Genomic DNA, 14,097 nt, shown 5'->3' on the forward strand with positions numbered 1-14,097 from the left:
GGTCAGGCCTCCTCCGTTCGTTCCGGGCGGGGCGAACGGACGAACCAGGCTCCGATTACCGCGGCCACTCCGATGCAGCCGGCGACGACGAAAGCCATGTGCAGGCCGTCGGCATCGGGGCTTACCGCGGCGTGTTCGGCGCTGCTCAGGGTCGCGACGCTGATGAACACCGCGGTGCCCAGTGCGCCGGCGACCTGTTGGAGGGTCGAGAGGATCGCGCTGCCGTGCGAGTAGAGGTGGTCGGGCAGCGCGGCCAGCGATTCGGTCATCAGCGGGGTCATCATCAGGCCCAGGCCGGCCATCAGGACGATGTGGATGCCGATCACCGCGATCAGCGGAGAATCCGGGCCCAGCAACGAGAACAGCCACAGCGAGACCGCCATCGCGAGTGCGCCGGGCAGGACCAGCGGGCGGGCGCCGACCCGGTCGAACAGGGCGCCGACCGGGCGGCCGAGCAGGCCGAGCACCAGACCGCCGGGCAGGACGGCCAGGCCGCTGATGAAGGTCGACTTGTGCAGGACGGTTTGCAGGTACAGCGGCAGCAGGATCGCGCCCGCGCCGATCAGGCACATGAACAGCAGCGCGCTGAGCCCGAGCGCGACTACGAAGCTGCGGTGGGTGAACGGCCGCAGGTCGAGCAGGGCCCGGTCGCGCTGTTGCAGGCGAAGCTGCCGCCAGCCGAACACCGCCAGCGAAACCACGCCGACGACGATCGGCAGCCACGGCGGCACCAGCGCGGTCTCGGCGGATTCGCCCGCGGACGACAGGCCGTACAGAACTCCGCCGAAACCGATGGCGGACAGGACGACCGAGAGGGCGTCGAGCGGGACCGCGCGGGTTTCGCTGTCGATCCGCAGCTGCAGCATCCCGGTGACCAGCGCGGCCAGCGACAGCGGCAGCACGATGAAGAACATCCACCGCCAGCCGAGCGACGACAGCACCGCGCCGCCGATCGTCGGGCCGATCGCGGGCGCGACCGCGATGACGATGCTGATCGTGCCCATCGTCGCGCCGCGGCGCTGGGCGGGCACGAGCCGCATGACGGTGGTCATCAGCAGCGGGATCATCACCGCGGTGCCGCACGCCTGCACGACACGGCCCGCCATCAGCAGGCCGAACCCGGGCGCGACGCCGCACAGCAGCGTGCCGAGGCTGAACGAGGCGAGCGAGAAGACGAACACCTGCCGCGGCGTGAACCGTTCGAGCAGGAACCCCGTCGTCGGGATGACCACCGCCATGGTGAGCAGGAAGCCGCTGGTGAGCCACTGGATCGTGGTGGTCGGGACGGAGAGGTCGACGGTGAGGTCGCGCAGCGCGACGCTCAGGATGGTCTCGTTGAGGATCATCACGAACGCCGACAGCACGAGCACGCTGATCAGCAGCCCGGGCTTGGCGGGCGGGCGCTCCACTGCTTCCGTCGCGGGGGACGAGAGGCCGCTCATGGGCGCACCTCGCTGACGGAGCCGCGGGCGAACCCGGCGGCCGCGAGCCGGGCGGCGACGCCCCGGGCGCTCGCCACGACGACAGGCACGAGGCCGGCGGCACGAACGGAACGGGCATCGGCCGACGGACGGCCGGGGAACGTGGGGCGGCTGCCGGGAGAAGCTCTGCGCGCGGCTTCACCGGCCGCAGCGGACGGGACGGGGGACTGCTGGATCTTCACCTGGCCAGGATACGGAGCAGCACCGACAAAACCGGCGTCCTTTTCCTCCCGCGCACCGCGGCGACGTCCCGCGAAGATCCGGGGAAAGCGGTGGAAAAGCAGCTCGACCTGCGATCGGACTCAGGTCGCCGGAACGATAAGCGAATCAGGAATCTCGTTCGCGGGCGATCCGCCGGCACCGGGCCGGCCCGCGGATGCCCGCGGCCGGGAGGCGGTCCGAAGATGCTCCATTGTGGAGCGTGCGACCAGACCGCGGGCGAACTCACGGATTCATCGCCAGCACCAGGAATCCCGCCAGCAACACCAGATGCACCCCGCCCTGAAGCCGCGTGGCCCGCCCCGGCACCACCGTCAGCACACTGACCACCACCGTGAGCGCGAGCAGCACGATGTGCGTCGGCCCGAGACCGAGCAGCAGCGGGCCCTTCAGCCACACCGAGGCGAGCGCGATGACCGGAATCGTCAGGCCGATGCTGGCGATCGCCGAGCCGTACGCGAGGTTGAGGCTGATCTGCATCCGGTCGCGCCGTGCCGCACGGACCGCGGCGAGCGTTTCCGGGGCCAGGATCAGCAGGGCGATCACCACGCCCACGAAAGACTGCGGAAGCCCGGCCGCGCGCACGCCGGCTTCGATCGCCGGAGATTCCACCTTCGCCAGTCCGACGACGGTGACCAGGGAGATCAGCAGCAGAACGAGGCTGACCAACGTCTTCTGGGCGCTCGGCGGTTCCGCGTGCTCCTCCTCGCGAGTCTCGCCGTCGTGGTCGACGGGAAGGAAGAAATCGCGGTGACGGACGGTCTGTGTCGCCACGAACGTGGCGTACAGGACCAGCGACGCACCGGCCGCGAAAGCCAGTTGCGGTGCGGAAAACCCGGGACCCGGGGTGCTTGTGGTGAAGGTCGGCAAGACGAGGCTCAGCGTCGCCAGCGTGCCGACGGTCGCCAAGGCCGCGCCGCTTCCTTCGGGGTGGAAACGCGTTTCCCCGTACCGGCGCGCGCCCACGAGAAGCGACAGCCCGACGATGCCGTTAGTGGTGATCATCACCGCGGCGAACACCGTGTCGCGCGCCAGGGTGTCGGCCTTCTCGCCGCCGGAAGCCATCATCGTGACGATCAGCGCGACCTCGATCACGGTCACCGCGACCGCGAGCACCAGCGAGCCGTACGGTTCGCCGACCCGGTGCGCGACGACCTCGGCGTGGTGCACCGCGGCGAGAACCGTGCCCGCCAGCGCGATCGCCACCAGCGCGACCGGCACCGGACCGAGCGTGCGACCCCAGGTGAGCGCCAGCAGGACCAGGGCGATCAACGGCAGCAAAGTGGTCCAGGACAACAGATAACCGCGGACGCTCGCCATGCGCACACCCTGGCATATCGGACCCCTGGTCGCCTGGCATCCCGTCCGCGCGGGGGAGTGTCGCGTCCGAAATGGACACTGCCCGTCGCCCGGCTGGGGACGAAATTCACTCGTTCGGCGTAGCAGATGCAGGGTTCCGCAGGTCGACGGCGGGGTACGCGCGGCGGGCAGGGGTGGTCGGCTGGGAAGGAGCCGGAGATGACCCGTGAGATGCAGATGCCCGGCCGCGCGGTGCCGGCGGGCGGCGACGGCGCGGAATACTCGTTCTGGCGCGAGCACACGCACATCAATCTGAGTCCGGTGGCCGCACCGTCGATCCTGGGGCTCGCCGGGTTCGCGGTGTCGACGTTCATGGTGGCGGCCAACATGGCGGGCTGGTTCGGCGACAGCACGACGACGCCGCTGTTGCTGGCCCCGTTCGCGTTCGCTTTCGGCGGCGTCGCGCAGTTCCTCGCCGGGATGTGGTCGTACCGGGCCCGCGACGCGCTCGCCACGGTCGTGCACGGGGCGTGGGGCGCGTTCTGGATCGGCTACGGCGTTTACCAGTTGTTCGTCGGTCTCGGCGGGCTGCCTTCGACGACGGCGAGCCCGGTCGCGGCGGCCGCGATCGGCTTCTGGTTCGTCGGGCTCGCGGCGATCACCTGGACCGGCGCGCTCGCCGCGCTGGCGGAAAGCCTCGTGCTCTGCGCGCTGCTCGCGGTTCTCGCCGCCGGGGCGACGCTGCTGGCGATCGGCCTGATCGGCGACGTCGGCGTCGTGCGCACGATCGCCGCGTACTTCCTGCTCGCGTCCGCGGTGCTGGCCTGGTACGCGTGCAGCGCGATGGTCCTCGAAGCGGCGCATCACCGCGTGGTCCTGCCGATGGGCCTGCGCGCTCCGCGGCCCGCCCGGACCGCGTCGGTGCCGTTGCACCAGGCGATCCAGTTCGATCACGGCGAACCGGGAATCAAGGCCGGGCAGTAGCCCCGGCGAGGAGGTGACCACGGAATGAAGATGAGCGTGGCGCTCACCGCGTTGACGCCGCAGGACCGGAAACTGCGGGAAAGCAGGCTGCCGCTCACCGCCGAGTTCCTGGCCGGGGCCTGGCTGGTGTTCGCGGCGTTCGCGTACAGCTACTCGTTCACGCTGTCCGCGACGGCCGGCTTCTGGAACAGCCTGGCGTGCGGGATCGCCGTGGCAGCGGTCGCTCTGGTCCGGTTCGGCCTGCCGGAACGCGCGCGCTGGCTGGGACTGGTCAACGTCGCGATCGGGTTCTGGCTCATCGCCGCGCCCTTCGCGTTCGGCTACCCGGTCGACGGCCACCGCGACGCGATCCGCACGAATTCGCTGATCGTCGGCGTGCTGCTGGCGATTTTCTCGGTGATCTCGGTGACCGTCGCCTACCGCAGGCACAGCGGCGAGTTCCGGGAGTAAAGAAAATGTACTGGCCGGTGCTGGCGGTGCTCGCGATCGGCGTGCTCGCCTTGGGCAGCGCGGGACTGCGTGCGCGCAAGGCGACGCCGCCGGCCCGGAAAGAGGCGCTCGCCGGGGCCTGGCTGGTGGCCGCGTCGGGCGTGGTGTGGTGGGCGTCCGCGCCGGCCGCCGGGGCGGTGTTGCTGGTGATCGGCGCGGCCGTCGTGTTCGGTGCGGCGCTGACGAACGGACGGTTGCCGCACCGCCGGGGCAGCTGACAAAGCCGGGGTTTGCCGCGGGCCGGGGCCGGTTACCCGGCCCGGGTGAGGCCGGGCCGCCGCGGGCTGCCCGGCGATCGTCGGGTGCGCGGGAGGTCGGTCATGACACAGCTGAAGCCCCGGCCAGTGGTGATCGCCGCCGCGCCGCACCGGGGCAGGAAAGGCTCGGTGCTGCTGGGCATCCTGCGCACCACCGACCACAAGCAGATCGGGCTGCTCTACCTCGGCACTTCGTTCGCGTTTTTCCTGGTCGGCGGCGCGATGGCGTTGCTGATGCGCGGCGAACTGGCCCAGCCGGGGCTGCAATTCCTGTCGCAGGAGCAGTACAACCAGCTGTTCACCATGCACGGCACGATCATGCTGCTGCTGTACGCGACGCCGAATGTGTTCGGATTCGCCAATTTCGTGCTGCCGCTGCAGATCGGCTCTCCGGATGTCGCGTTTCCGCGATTGAACGCGTTTTCCTACTGGTTATACCTTTTCGGCGGATTGATCGTGCTGAGCGCGTTCCTCACGCCCGCCGGGGCGCCGGACTTCGGCTGGACCGCCTACACGCCGTTGTCGGACGCCGTGCACAGTCCCGGCGTCGGCGGTGATCTGTGGATCATGGGCCTCATCGTGTCCGGTCTGGGAACGATTCTCGGCGCGGTCAACATGACGACGACGATCCTGTGCCTGCGGGCGCCGGGAATGACGATGTTCCGGATGCCGCTGTTCACCTGGAACATCTTTTTCACCGCGATTCTCGTGCTGATCGCGTTCCCGATCCTCACCGCCGCGCTGTTCGCGCTGGAGGCGGACCGAAGGCTCGGCGCGCACGTTTTCGATCCCGCGAACGGCGGGGCGATCCTCTGGCAGCATCTGTTCTGGTTCTTCGGCCACCCCGAGGTGTACATCGTCGCGCTGCCGTATTTCGGGATCGTCACCGAGATCATTCCGGTGTTCAGCCGGAAACCGCTCTACGGCTACCGGCTGATGGTGTTCGCGACGGTCGGCATCACCGGGCTTTCCGCGACGGTGTGGGCGCACCACATGTTCGCCACCGGTGCGGTGCTGCTGCCGTTCTTCTCGATCATGACGTTCCTGATCGCGGTGCCGACCGGGCTGAAGTTCTTCAACTGGATCGGCACCATGTGGAAGGGGACGCTGTCGTTCGAATCGCCGATGCTGTGGTCGGTCGGATTCCTCGTCACGTTCCTGCTCGGCGGGCTGACCGGGGTGCTGCTGGCCGCGCCCGCACTGGACTTCCACATCACCGACACCTATTTCGTGGTCGCGCATTTCCACTACGTGCTGTTCGGCACGATCGTGTTCGCCACGTTCGCCGGGATCTACTTCTGGTTCCCGAAGATGACCGGCCGGATGCTCGACGAACCGCTCGCCAAATGGCACTTCTGGACCACGTTCATCGGGTTCCACACGACGTTCCTGGTGCAGCACTGGCTCGGCGCGGAAGGAATGCCGCGGCGATACGCGGACTACCTTCGCAGCGACGGTTTCACGGTGCTGAACACGATTTCGACCATCGGCGCGTTCATTCTCGGCGCTTCGGTGCTGCCCTTCATCTGGAATGTGGTGAAGAGCTACCGCTACGGCGAGAAGGTCAACGTGGACGACCCGTGGGGCTTCGGCAATTCGCTGGAATGGGCCACGTCGAGCCCGCCGCCGCGGCACAATTTCACCGAACTGCCGCGGATCCGGTCCGAACGGCCCGCTTTCGAACTGCACTATCCGGACGCGGTGGAGCGGATGCGGGAGGAGCAGCACATCCATTGGGGGCGGCGGGACAAGGCGAAATCGGACGCCTGATCAGGGCTGGAATCCCTTGACCATGGCCCGCAGCCCGGCGGCGAACCACCGGTCGTAGTACTCGGCGGCGGCGGGGTCGGCGGGCGCCTCCGGCGGCGACCCGACCTGGGCGAGCGCGTGGCCAAGGGTGTAGACGCCGAGGGACTGCACCGCGATCAGCGCGTCCTCCCGGGCGATGCCGTCCGCGGCGAACCGGTCGAGCACGCCCGCGAGCAGCGGCGCGACCGCTACGACGTCGACCGGGTGGGTGGCCAGCAGCGGGACCGCGTTCGGATGGCTCAGCAGCATGGCTCGGTACGCCTCGGCGAACCCGGTCGCCGCCTCCGGCCAGGACTCCCGCGGTTCGAGGTCGGCGAGCGCGGTGGCCACCAGGCGGTTGACGACCGCGGCGAGCACGGCGTCGCGGTGCGGGACGTGGCGGTACAACGACATCGCCGCGACCCCGAGGCGGGAGCCGAGCGCCCGCATGTCAGGGCGTCGAGGCCGTCGTCGTCGATGAGGCCGATCGCCGCCGCGACGATCTGGTCGGCGCCGACCTGCGGCGGGCGACCCGGCCGGCGGCGGGGCGTGTCGTTCATGCGCTCAGCGTGGCAGCCAGCGTCGTGCCGGACATGGCCAGGGCGAGCAGGCCGACGACCAGGCGCTGCACGCACAACGCCGGCGCCGCGATCGACGACCACGGCCGGTGCGGCGCCACGCCCGCGGCGATGAGCAGCGGGAACGGGTAGTTGATCGCGGCGGCGAGCAGTCGCGGGCGGAGATTGCCCGGCGCGAGATCGTTGAGCGGGTGCGTCGGCACCCATTCGGTCAGGACGAGCCAGGCCAGCCACAGGATCGGGACGGCGACGGCGATCGGGGGCACGGCGGTCTCCGCTGCTTATGCGTACATCGTAAGCTTACAAGGTACGCGAACGAGCCCGCAGGGAAGCGCCGATCCGGTGTCCCGCGGGGTCAGCCCTGCTGGCGGCGGAATTCGTCCAGCACCCGGCGTTCCCGTTTCGTCGGACGGCCCGCGCCGCGCTCGCGGCGGGCGACCGGGATCGCCGCTTCCGGCGGCGGCTTCGGGGTGCGGTCGATGAGACAGGTGGCCGCGACGGCCGCGCCGACCCGTTTCTGGATCACCTGCACGACCTCGACTACGCGGGTCGTCGTCCCGATCCGGGCCCGGACCTCGTCGCCGGGCACGACCGAGGTCGCCGGTTTCGCCGGGCGGTCGTTCACGCGCACGTGCCCGCCGCGGCAGGCGGCCGCGGCGTCGGCGCGCGTCTTGGTCAGCCGGACCGCCCAGAGCCAGCGGTCGATCCGCGTCGATTCCATGGGTTCATCATGGCGCGTCCCACTGCCAGCGCAGGCCGAGGATCCCCGGAGTGACCGCCGCCGACACGACGTGCGCGGGAAGGCCCTCGGTGATCGGCAGTTCGGCGACGGTCGTCTCCGGCCCGCCGGGGGAGTCGAGGCGGTAGGCGTGGCAGGCCCGCGGTTCGAAGCCGGGCGCGAAGTGCAGTTCGAGCACGTGCTCGTGCACGGCGTTGCGGAACCGGCGTTCGTAGGACCAGTCCGGGCGGTCGTCGGTGAACTCGAATTCGTACTCGGCGATCGCGGTTTCGCCCCGGTCCAGCCCGCGGCCGAGGACGAGTTCGGCCACCGTGAATCCTTCCTCGGCGAGGGTTTCGGTGCGCCCGGGCGAGCAGTAGCGGGTGCGCACGAGCCGCGGCGGGCAGCCGGGGCCGACGCCGTGCGCGGTGACCAGCCGGATGTGCGTGTCGTCCTCGGTCGCGCGGAGGACCTCGCGCACTTCCAGCCGGTGCAGCCGCCGGTCCGGGCCGACGTGCACGGCCTCGTGGAGGCTCACGACGACCAGCGACGTCCGGTACGCCGTTTCGAACGAGTTCAGCACCCGCAGCACGGCGTTCCGGCGTCCCCACAATCGTTCCCAGCGCACGACCGGGACCGGCGGCGGTTCCGGATCGCGCTCGATCAGCCCGGTCAGCGAGCCCGGCGGCAGGTCCAGCACGCCCTCGAGAATCCGCACCGCGACGCGCGAACGGGCGCGGGCGGGCACGGTGCGGCCGGTCCGCCAGTAGCTGAGGGTGGTGGTGCTGACCGCCGCGCCCGCCGCGGCGAGCCGGTCGCGGAGCCGGTCGAGGCCGAGCCCGCTGCGGTCGATGGCCAGGGTCAGGGCACGGCTGAACGGCCCGTCCGCCAGCGCGTCGGCGAGCCGGTCCGGCTGGGTGCCGGGACCTGTCGAGAACACCTGCGTCCTCCTCGGGTCGTCCCCACCCATTCGCCTCCGGAACGGGCGGCGGCGCAACCCGTCGAAGGTCGGGTCTTGGCCGGTCAGCGCGGCTGCTCGACGAAGGGCTCGCGCAGTTCGACGACCCATTCGCTCTCGTCGCCGGAAGTGTGCAGGTAGACCTCGCAGGGGAAGCCGTCCGCGCGGAAACCGTGCTCGTCGGTCCACCGGGCGAGTTCCTGGTAGCCGGCGAGGATTCCGCTCGCCGGGCCGCGGTGCACGAGCGTCGCGGCGCGGGCGGCGGGCAGTTCGGCGACCTCGAGGCCGTTCGGCGCGGTGACGGTGCCGGACACCGGGAGCGCGGCGTGCACGACGACCGGATCGTCTTCGCCGGCGGGCTTTTCGTAGTAACAGACGAGCGGTCCGGCCGGGGTGGCGTCGGAGCCTTCGAGCCGTTGGCCGAGTTCCGCGCACAGCGGGCGCAGGACCGGGCTGATCGCGTCGGGGGAGAAGCTCTCGACGGTCGCGGTGAGCCGCACGACAGGGGTCGCGGGGAGATCCTTGACGATGATTTCGGTGTCCGGCATGGCGTGCTCGCTTTCCAGCGTGCGGAGTCTCGCCTCGACCTCGGCCAGCCGGAGCCGGTCGGCGGCGACCCGTTCGGCCAGTTCCGCCCGGCGCAGCGTCAGCATGCCGCGGACTTGCTCGGGCGTGATCTGCTCGTCCAGCAGCGCGGCGACCTCGCTGAGCCCGAAGCCGAGATCCTTCAGCGCGACGATCCGGTTCAGCGCGGCCAGCTGCCCGGCGGTGTAGCGCCGGTAGCCGGTGCACGGGTCGACCTCGGCGGGGCGGAGCAGGCCGAGCGCGTCGTAGTGGCGCAGCATGCGGACCGAAACCCGGCCGTGGCGGGCGAATTCTCCGATGGTGAACATGGCCTCTCCAGCACACGCTCTGACACGGTGTGAGAGTCAAGCGTCCCCGCCGGACCGGGAACGGGCCGGCCCCCTGCGCCGACCCGCCCCGGCGGCCCCCTCGTCCCCCGACGAACGAGGGGACCTCGCCGGTCCGCCGCCCTCCACAGGACGGACCGGCGCCGGTCGCGGCTCCCGCGAACGGAACAGCGGAGGGCCGCCATCGTGACGGCGGTCGCCCGCAAAGCCACCCGATCGGGTGAGGATTCGCAGGTCCGTAGGCTGGCCGGGTGAATCGCACGGACCGGCTGTACGCCCTTGTCGAGGAGCTCCGGGCGGTCGCGCCGCGCACCCGGACCGCGGCGTGGCTCGCGTCCCGGTTCGAGGTCAGCGTGCGCACGGTCGAGCGCGACCTCGGCGCGTTGCGCGAGGCAGGCGTGCCGATCTGGACCGAAACCGGCCGGACCGGCGGCTACGGCCTCGACCGCGAACGGACCCTGCCGCCGCTCACGCTCACGCCGGAGGAAGCCATCGCGATCACCGTCGCGTTGCGTTCGGCCGCCGGTTCGCCCTTCGCGGGTGCGGCGGAGTCGGCGGCGCGCAAGGTGCTCGCGCGGCTGCCGTCCGACGTCCGCGACGCCGAACAGCACCTCGCCGCGCGGCTGCACCGGGTCGGCCAGCCCGAACCGCCCGCTGTCCGCAGCGGACTGATCCTGACCGCTCTCGCCGCGCGGCGCGTCCTCCGGCTGTCGTATGTGGACGCCAAAGGCCAGGAGACGGAACGCGATGTCGAGCCGCTGGGCCTGTTGTGGGGTCCGGCGGGCTGGTACGTGCTCGGCTGGTGCCGCCTGCGCGACGCGGTCCGCGGCTTTCTGCTGGACCGGATCCGCGCCCTCGCGCTCACCGGCGACCGTGTCGAGCGCCGCGAGGTCGACCTCGACGCCGAACTCGCGCGGATCTCCGCCCGTCCGCTCGGGGAGTGACCTGCGCCACGCGGCGGGAAAACACCGACAGGACGGTGTCGCCGAGGGCCGCGATGGTTCTCGCATGGCAAACGACCTGACTCCCGAAGAAATCCCCGCCCTCTGGTGTCGCATGTGGAACGAGGACGCCTCGCTCGCGCACCGGCTGCTCACTGCCGACGGCCGCCAGTGGTCCGGCACCAAACCCGGCCTCGACCCGCTGGTCGGCCCGGCGGACGCCGAGGCGTTCATCGCGAAGTACCAGCGCGACGTCGGAAACGTGTTCGTCCCGCGCACTTTCGTCGTCGACGGAACCGACCGGCTCGCCTTCACCTGGGACGTCACCCGGCGCGACGGCGTGGTCATCACCGGTGCCGACCTGTTCGTGCTGACCGGCGGAAAAGTCTCGCGGAACTGGACGATCCCGTCGCCGGACGGCCGGTCGGCGCTGCCCGACGGCCCGGGCGAAGGCGGCTTGGACCGCGAGGAGCTGCGGGTGCTGGCCAAGGACGCGCACCCGTGGCACGGCGAGCTGGTGCTCGACCCGGGGCGCCAGACCATGGCCGGGACCTGGTCGGACGGCTCGCGCGGAGGGATCGCGGTCATGGTCGCGATCGACGGCCGGATCGACCGGGAGTGGGTGGTGCCGGGGACGCGGCCGCTTCCGTGACGGTTCCGGAAAACCGGTGAGATCCGGTTCCGCGCGTGCGATCATGGGGTCCGGCCGGCAGGAAGGACCCCATGATCGCACCGCCCGTCCACCGGTTCCGCGCTCGCGACGGACTCGAACCGGCCTACCGCGAACTGGGCGAGGGCACACCGGTCGTACTGCTGCACGGGTTCACCTCGTCCGGGGAAGCGTGGCTGCGCAGCGGGCTGGCCGAGCAGCTCGCCGAACGCGGGTTTCGCGTGCTGCTGCCGGATTTCCGCGGGCACGGCGCGAGTCCGCAGCCGGACGATCCGGCCCGCTGCCCGCCGGATGTGCTCGTCGACGACGGGCTCGCGCTCGTCGAGCGACTCGGCCTGACCGGGTACGCGCTGGGCGGGTACTCGCTCGGCGCGCGAGTCGCGCTCCGCATGGTCGTGCGCGGTGCGCGGCCTGCCCGGATTCTCCTTGGCGGACAAGGGCTCGCCGCGATGCAGCGGGGCGGTGCGGGCGGGCCGCTGCACCGGGTGCTCACGGCGTTGATCGAAGGCCGGGCAGTGGAACCGTCCGACGCCGGGACCGCGCACTGGATCCGCCGCCTCGGCGCTGATCCGCGCGCGTTGATGCACGTCCTGAATTCGGTCGTGCCGACGGAGCAGCTCACCGCGCTGACGATCCCGGCGCTCGTCGCGGTCGGCAGCGAGGACACCGGGCACGCCGACGCCGAACCGCTCGCGCGGCTGCTGAACGCGGAGTTCGCCCCGGTGCCCGGCGATCATTACGGTGCCTCGGCCGCGCCGGAATTCACTGCCGCGGCCGTGCGGTTTTTCCTTGCCGGAAGACGCTAGCCGAGGATCTGCTTCCCGCCGGCGCGGTGCGTCCGCCAGTCTTCCGGGTCGTGGTTCACCCACACCGTCACGTCCGGCCGGGCGGCCAGCAGCTTCAGCTTGCGCAGCGAATCGAGCGCCCGCACCGAATCCACGTCCACCGGGATTCCGGTGGTCTGGCTGATGTTGCGCCGCACGTGCGCGGCGTCGCCGCTGAGCACGAGGGTCCGGCCGTCCTGGCGCAGCTGCAGCCCGAGCGACCCGGGGGTGTGGCCGGGCAGCGAGAGGAGAGTGACGCTGCCGTCGCCGAACAGGTCGTGGTCGTAGCCCGCGGGCAGTTCGTTCCAGCTGATTTTCGCGGCGGCTTCGAGATCCTGATCGCGGAAGAACCCCGCCAGGTGCGCCGCGGGCTGCTGGGCGTACCGCAGTTCGCCGGCGCCGGCGAAGCCTTGTGCGTGCGGGAAGTGCGACAGTCCGCCGGTGTGGTCGAAGTGGGCGTGGGAAAGCACCACGTGCCGGACGTCTTCGGTGCGGAAGCCCAGTTCCCCGATCTGCCGGTCCAGCCGGAACTCCTCGGGGAACACCGCCTGGAACGCCTCGGCCAGCGGGCCGTAGACCGCACCCGGGTCGCCCGCCGCCTCGGGCGCGAGGCCGGCGTCGAAGAGCATCAGGCCGAGGTCGTGCTCGACGAGGAACGCGGGCAGCGGCATGACGACCGGGGCGTCGCCGCCTCCGGTGAGCACGAAACTCTCGTCGGCGGTCATCGTCGGCGCGTCGAGCGCCCACGCCCTGCGGATTCCGGTCATTCCGCTTCCTCGCTCTCTCCGTTACAGTGCTGTTTTATATATTAAGTTTAATCTATCGAACGAAGGAGTTCGACGCATGCGCACGCGGGGAGCAGTCGTCCGGCAGGCGCCCGGGCGGCTCGAGGTGGTCGATCTCGAGGTCGGCGATCCGTACGAGGACGAGGTCCAGGTCGAGCTCGTCGCGTCCGGCCTGTGCCATTCCGACGACCACCACGTGACCGGCGACATCCCGGTCGGCGGCTATCCGTTCGCGCTCGGGCACGAGGGCGCGGGCGTGGTGACCAAGGTCCGCCCGAACAGCAAGGGCATCGAGGAGGGCGACCACGTCATTTTCTCCGCGATCCCCTCGTGCGGGCACTGCCGCTGGTGCGCCACCGGGCACGCCAGCCTGTGCGACCTGGCCGCGGGCATCCTCGCCGGTCCGCGGTTCACCGACGGCACCTACCGGCTGCACACTCCCGACGGCACGCCGGTCGGCCAGATGTGCGGCATCTCGACCTTCGTCGAAACCACGACGGTTTCGCTCGCCTCGGTGGTGAAGATCGGCAAGGATATTCCGCTGGACAAGGCGTGCCTGGTCGGCTGCGGGGTCAGCACCGGCTGGGGTTCCGCGGTGCACTCGGCGGGGATCGAGCCGGGCGACACGGTGATCGTGATGGGCATCGGCGGAATCGGCGTGAGCGCTGTGCAGGGTGCGGTGCACGCGGGTGCATCGCAGGTGATCGCGGTGGATCCGGTGCCGTTCAAGCGGGAGCAGGCCGCGGTGTTCGGCGCGACGCACGCGGTCGCGTCGATCGAGGAAGCAACGGAGCTGGCGAAGCAGTTCACCAACGGCCAAGGCGCGGCCGCGACGATCGTGACGGTCGGCGTGATGCGGCCGGAGTACCTGCGGCAGGCGCTGTCTTCGGTGCGCAAGGCGGGCACCGTCGTGACGACCGCGGTCGGCAAGCACGAAGTGAGCGAGGTGCCGCTCGACCTGTTCGAGCTGACGCTTTCCCAGAAGCGCGTGCAGGGCACCTGTTTCGGGGCCACGAACGGGAACTGGGACGTGCTGAACCTGCTCCAGCTCTACCGCGACGGCCGGCTCAAACTCGACGAGATGGTCACTCGCGCCTATTCGCTCGAGGACATCGCGCAAGGCTACGACGACCTGTACGAGGGCAAGAACATCCGCGGCATCGTGCGGTACCGGTGAGCCGCGCGGAACCCGGCC

The 14,097-nt window shown here is 70.8% G+C and carries 17 protein-coding genes; 8 read left to right on the top strand and 9 right to left on the bottom strand.

The genetic code is table 11. The annotated features are described in order from the left end of the window. Window positions 1–2: 2 nt before the first annotated feature. The 3 genes from L3Q65_RS06420 to L3Q65_RS06430 form a co-directional block, all read right to left on the bottom strand. Window positions 3–1,442, bottom strand: a complete 1,440-nt coding sequence (locus L3Q65_RS06420; RefSeq protein WP_237599037.1) for an MDR family MFS transporter — start codon at window positions 1,440–1,442, stop codon at window positions 3–5. Further along, window positions 1,439–1,663: a hypothetical protein gene (locus L3Q65_RS06425; RefSeq protein WP_237599038.1), complete on the bottom strand. Its 225-nt coding sequence runs from the start codon at window positions 1,661–1,663 to the stop codon at window positions 1,439–1,441. Before L3Q65_RS06425 ends, L3Q65_RS06420 begins: the two co-directional genes overlap by 4 nt. A gap of 262 nt (window positions 1,664–1,925) precedes the next feature. Next, window positions 1,926–3,020 (bottom strand): calcium:proton antiporter, encoded by a 1,095-nt coding sequence (locus tag L3Q65_RS06430; protein ID WP_182891888.1) that lies wholly within the window; start codon window positions 3,018–3,020, stop codon window positions 1,926–1,928. 198 nt (window positions 3,021–3,218) lie between these two features. Between L3Q65_RS06430 and L3Q65_RS06435 the strand changes: the two genes are divergently transcribed. From L3Q65_RS06435 to ctaD, 4 genes are all read left to right on the top strand, one after another. After that, on the top strand, window positions 3,219–3,983 hold the full coding sequence (locus tag L3Q65_RS06435; protein WP_182891887.1) for an acetate uptake transporter family protein: 765 nt from the start codon (window positions 3,219–3,221) through the stop codon (window positions 3,981–3,983). 24 nt (window positions 3,984–4,007) lie between these two features. Continuing rightward, window positions 4,008–4,433 carry an SPW repeat protein gene (locus tag L3Q65_RS06440; RefSeq protein WP_182891886.1) on the top strand — a complete coding sequence of 142 codons (426 nt, stop codon included), beginning with the start codon at window positions 4,008–4,010 and terminating at the stop codon, window positions 4,431–4,433. 5 nt (window positions 4,434–4,438) lie between these two features. Further along, entirely contained in the window at window positions 4,439–4,690 is a 252-nt protein-coding gene (locus tag L3Q65_RS06445) for a hypothetical protein (RefSeq protein WP_237599039.1), read from the top strand. 102 nt (window positions 4,691–4,792) lie between these two features. Then, window positions 4,793–6,499 (top strand): cytochrome c oxidase subunit I, encoded by a 1,707-nt coding sequence (gene ctaD / locus L3Q65_RS06450; protein ID WP_182891884.1) that lies wholly within the window; start codon window positions 4,793–4,795, stop codon window positions 6,497–6,499. Here ctaD and L3Q65_RS06455 read toward each other — a convergent pair whose 3' ends face one another. From L3Q65_RS06455 to L3Q65_RS06475, 5 genes are all read right to left on the bottom strand, one after another. Then, complete coding sequence (locus L3Q65_RS06455; RefSeq protein WP_237599040.1) at window positions 6,500–6,967, bottom strand: TetR/AcrR family transcriptional regulator; 468 nt, start codon at window positions 6,965–6,967, stop codon at window positions 6,500–6,502. A 106-nt stretch (window positions 6,968–7,073) separates the two neighbouring features. Continuing rightward, window positions 7,074–7,361 carry a hypothetical protein gene (locus L3Q65_RS06460; protein ID WP_237599041.1) on the bottom strand — a complete coding sequence of 96 codons (288 nt, stop codon included), beginning with the start codon at window positions 7,359–7,361 and terminating at the stop codon, window positions 7,074–7,076. An 89-nt stretch (window positions 7,362–7,450) separates the two neighbouring features. Beyond that, on the bottom strand, window positions 7,451–7,816 hold the full coding sequence (locus L3Q65_RS06465) for an RNA-binding S4 domain-containing protein (RefSeq protein ID WP_009076800.1): 366 nt from the start codon (window positions 7,814–7,816) through the stop codon (window positions 7,451–7,453). 7 nt (window positions 7,817–7,823) lie between these two features. Beyond that, window positions 7,824–8,753, bottom strand: coding sequence for a hypothetical protein (locus L3Q65_RS06470; protein ID WP_237599042.1), 930 nt, complete (start codon window positions 8,751–8,753; stop codon window positions 7,824–7,826). Window positions 8,754–8,836: 83 nt separating this feature from the next. Continuing rightward, on the bottom strand, window positions 8,837–9,664 hold the full coding sequence (locus L3Q65_RS06475; RefSeq protein ID WP_237599043.1) for a MerR family transcriptional regulator: 828 nt from the start codon (window positions 9,662–9,664) through the stop codon (window positions 8,837–8,839). Window positions 9,665–9,933: 269 nt separating this feature from the next. Here L3Q65_RS06475 and L3Q65_RS06480 point away from each other — a divergent pair, with 269 nt between their 5' ends. The 3 genes from L3Q65_RS06480 to L3Q65_RS06490 all read left to right on the top strand — a co-directional run bounded on the left by L3Q65_RS06480 (window position 9,934) and on the right by L3Q65_RS06490 (window position 12,099). Next, on the top strand, window positions 9,934–10,626 hold the full coding sequence (locus tag L3Q65_RS06480; protein WP_237599045.1) for a YafY family protein: 693 nt from the start codon (window positions 9,934–9,936) through the stop codon (window positions 10,624–10,626). 64 nt (window positions 10,627–10,690) lie between these two features. Further along, a complete protein-coding gene (locus tag L3Q65_RS06485; protein ID WP_182891879.1) occupies window positions 10,691–11,275 on the top strand; it encodes a nuclear transport factor 2 family protein in 585 nt (194 codons plus the stop codon). 71 nt (window positions 11,276–11,346) lie between these two features. Next, window positions 11,347–12,099 carry an alpha/beta fold hydrolase gene (locus L3Q65_RS06490; protein ID WP_237599046.1) on the top strand — a complete coding sequence of 251 codons (753 nt, stop codon included), beginning with the start codon at window positions 11,347–11,349 and terminating at the stop codon, window positions 12,097–12,099. Here L3Q65_RS06490 and L3Q65_RS06495 read toward each other — a convergent pair. After that, window positions 12,096–12,884 carry an N-acyl homoserine lactonase family protein gene (locus tag L3Q65_RS06495; RefSeq protein ID WP_182891878.1) on the bottom strand — a complete coding sequence of 263 codons (789 nt, stop codon included), beginning with the start codon at window positions 12,882–12,884 and terminating at the stop codon, window positions 12,096–12,098. The two genes, L3Q65_RS06490 and L3Q65_RS06495, sit on opposite strands and share 4 nt — an antisense overlap. A gap of 76 nt (window positions 12,885–12,960) precedes the next feature. Between L3Q65_RS06495 and L3Q65_RS06500 the strand changes: the two genes are divergently transcribed. After that, on the top strand, window positions 12,961–14,079 hold the full coding sequence (locus tag L3Q65_RS06500) for an NDMA-dependent alcohol dehydrogenase (RefSeq protein WP_237599048.1): 1,119 nt from the start codon (window positions 12,961–12,963) through the stop codon (window positions 14,077–14,079). Window positions 14,080–14,097 lie beyond the last annotated feature (18 nt).

The organism is Amycolatopsis sp. FU40 (assembly GCF_021903635.1).
Taxonomy (GTDB): domain Bacteria; phylum Actinomycetota; class Actinomycetes; order Mycobacteriales; family Pseudonocardiaceae; genus Amycolatopsis; species Amycolatopsis dendrobii.

Bases quoted from the DNA above. Each gene is read 5' to 3' on its own strand.
- L3Q65_RS06420 (WP_237599037.1), bottom strand. From the start codon at position 1,442: ATGAGCGGCCTCTCGTCCCCCGCGACGGAAGCAGTGGAGCGCCCGCCC.
- L3Q65_RS06430 (WP_182891888.1), bottom strand. From the start codon at position 3,020: ATGGCGAGCGTCCGCGGTTATCTGTTGTCCTGGACCACTTTGCTGCCG.
- L3Q65_RS06435 (WP_182891887.1), top strand. From the start codon at position 3,219: ATGACCCGTGAGATGCAGATGCCCGGCCGCGCGGTGCCGGCGGGCGGC.
- L3Q65_RS06440 (WP_182891886.1), top strand. From the start codon at position 4,008: ATGAAGATGAGCGTGGCGCTCACCGCGTTGACGCCGCAGGACCGGAAA.
- L3Q65_RS06445 (WP_237599039.1), top strand. From the start codon at position 4,439: ATGTACTGGCCGGTGCTGGCGGTGCTCGCGATCGGCGTGCTCGCCTTG.
- ctaD (WP_182891884.1), top strand. From the start codon at position 4,793: ATGACACAGCTGAAGCCCCGGCCAGTGGTGATCGCCGCCGCGCCGCAC.
- L3Q65_RS06455 (WP_237599040.1), bottom strand. From the start codon at position 6,967: ATGCGGGCGCTCGGCTCCCGCCTCGGGGTCGCGGCGATGTCGTTGTAC.
- L3Q65_RS06465 (WP_009076800.1), bottom strand. From the start codon at position 7,816: ATGGAATCGACGCGGATCGACCGCTGGCTCTGGGCGGTCCGGCTGACC.
- L3Q65_RS06475 (WP_237599043.1), bottom strand. From the start codon at position 9,664: ATGTTCACCATCGGAGAATTCGCCCGCCACGGCCGGGTTTCGGTCCGC.
- L3Q65_RS06485 (WP_182891879.1), top strand. From the start codon at position 10,691: ATGGCAAACGACCTGACTCCCGAAGAAATCCCCGCCCTCTGGTGTCGC.
- L3Q65_RS06490 (WP_237599046.1), top strand. From the start codon at position 11,347: ATGATCGCACCGCCCGTCCACCGGTTCCGCGCTCGCGACGGACTCGAA.
- L3Q65_RS06495 (WP_182891878.1), bottom strand. From the start codon at position 12,884: ATGACCGGAATCCGCAGGGCGTGGGCGCTCGACGCGCCGACGATGACC.
- L3Q65_RS06500 (WP_237599048.1), top strand. From the start codon at position 12,961: ATGCGCACGCGGGGAGCAGTCGTCCGGCAGGCGCCCGGGCGGCTCGAG.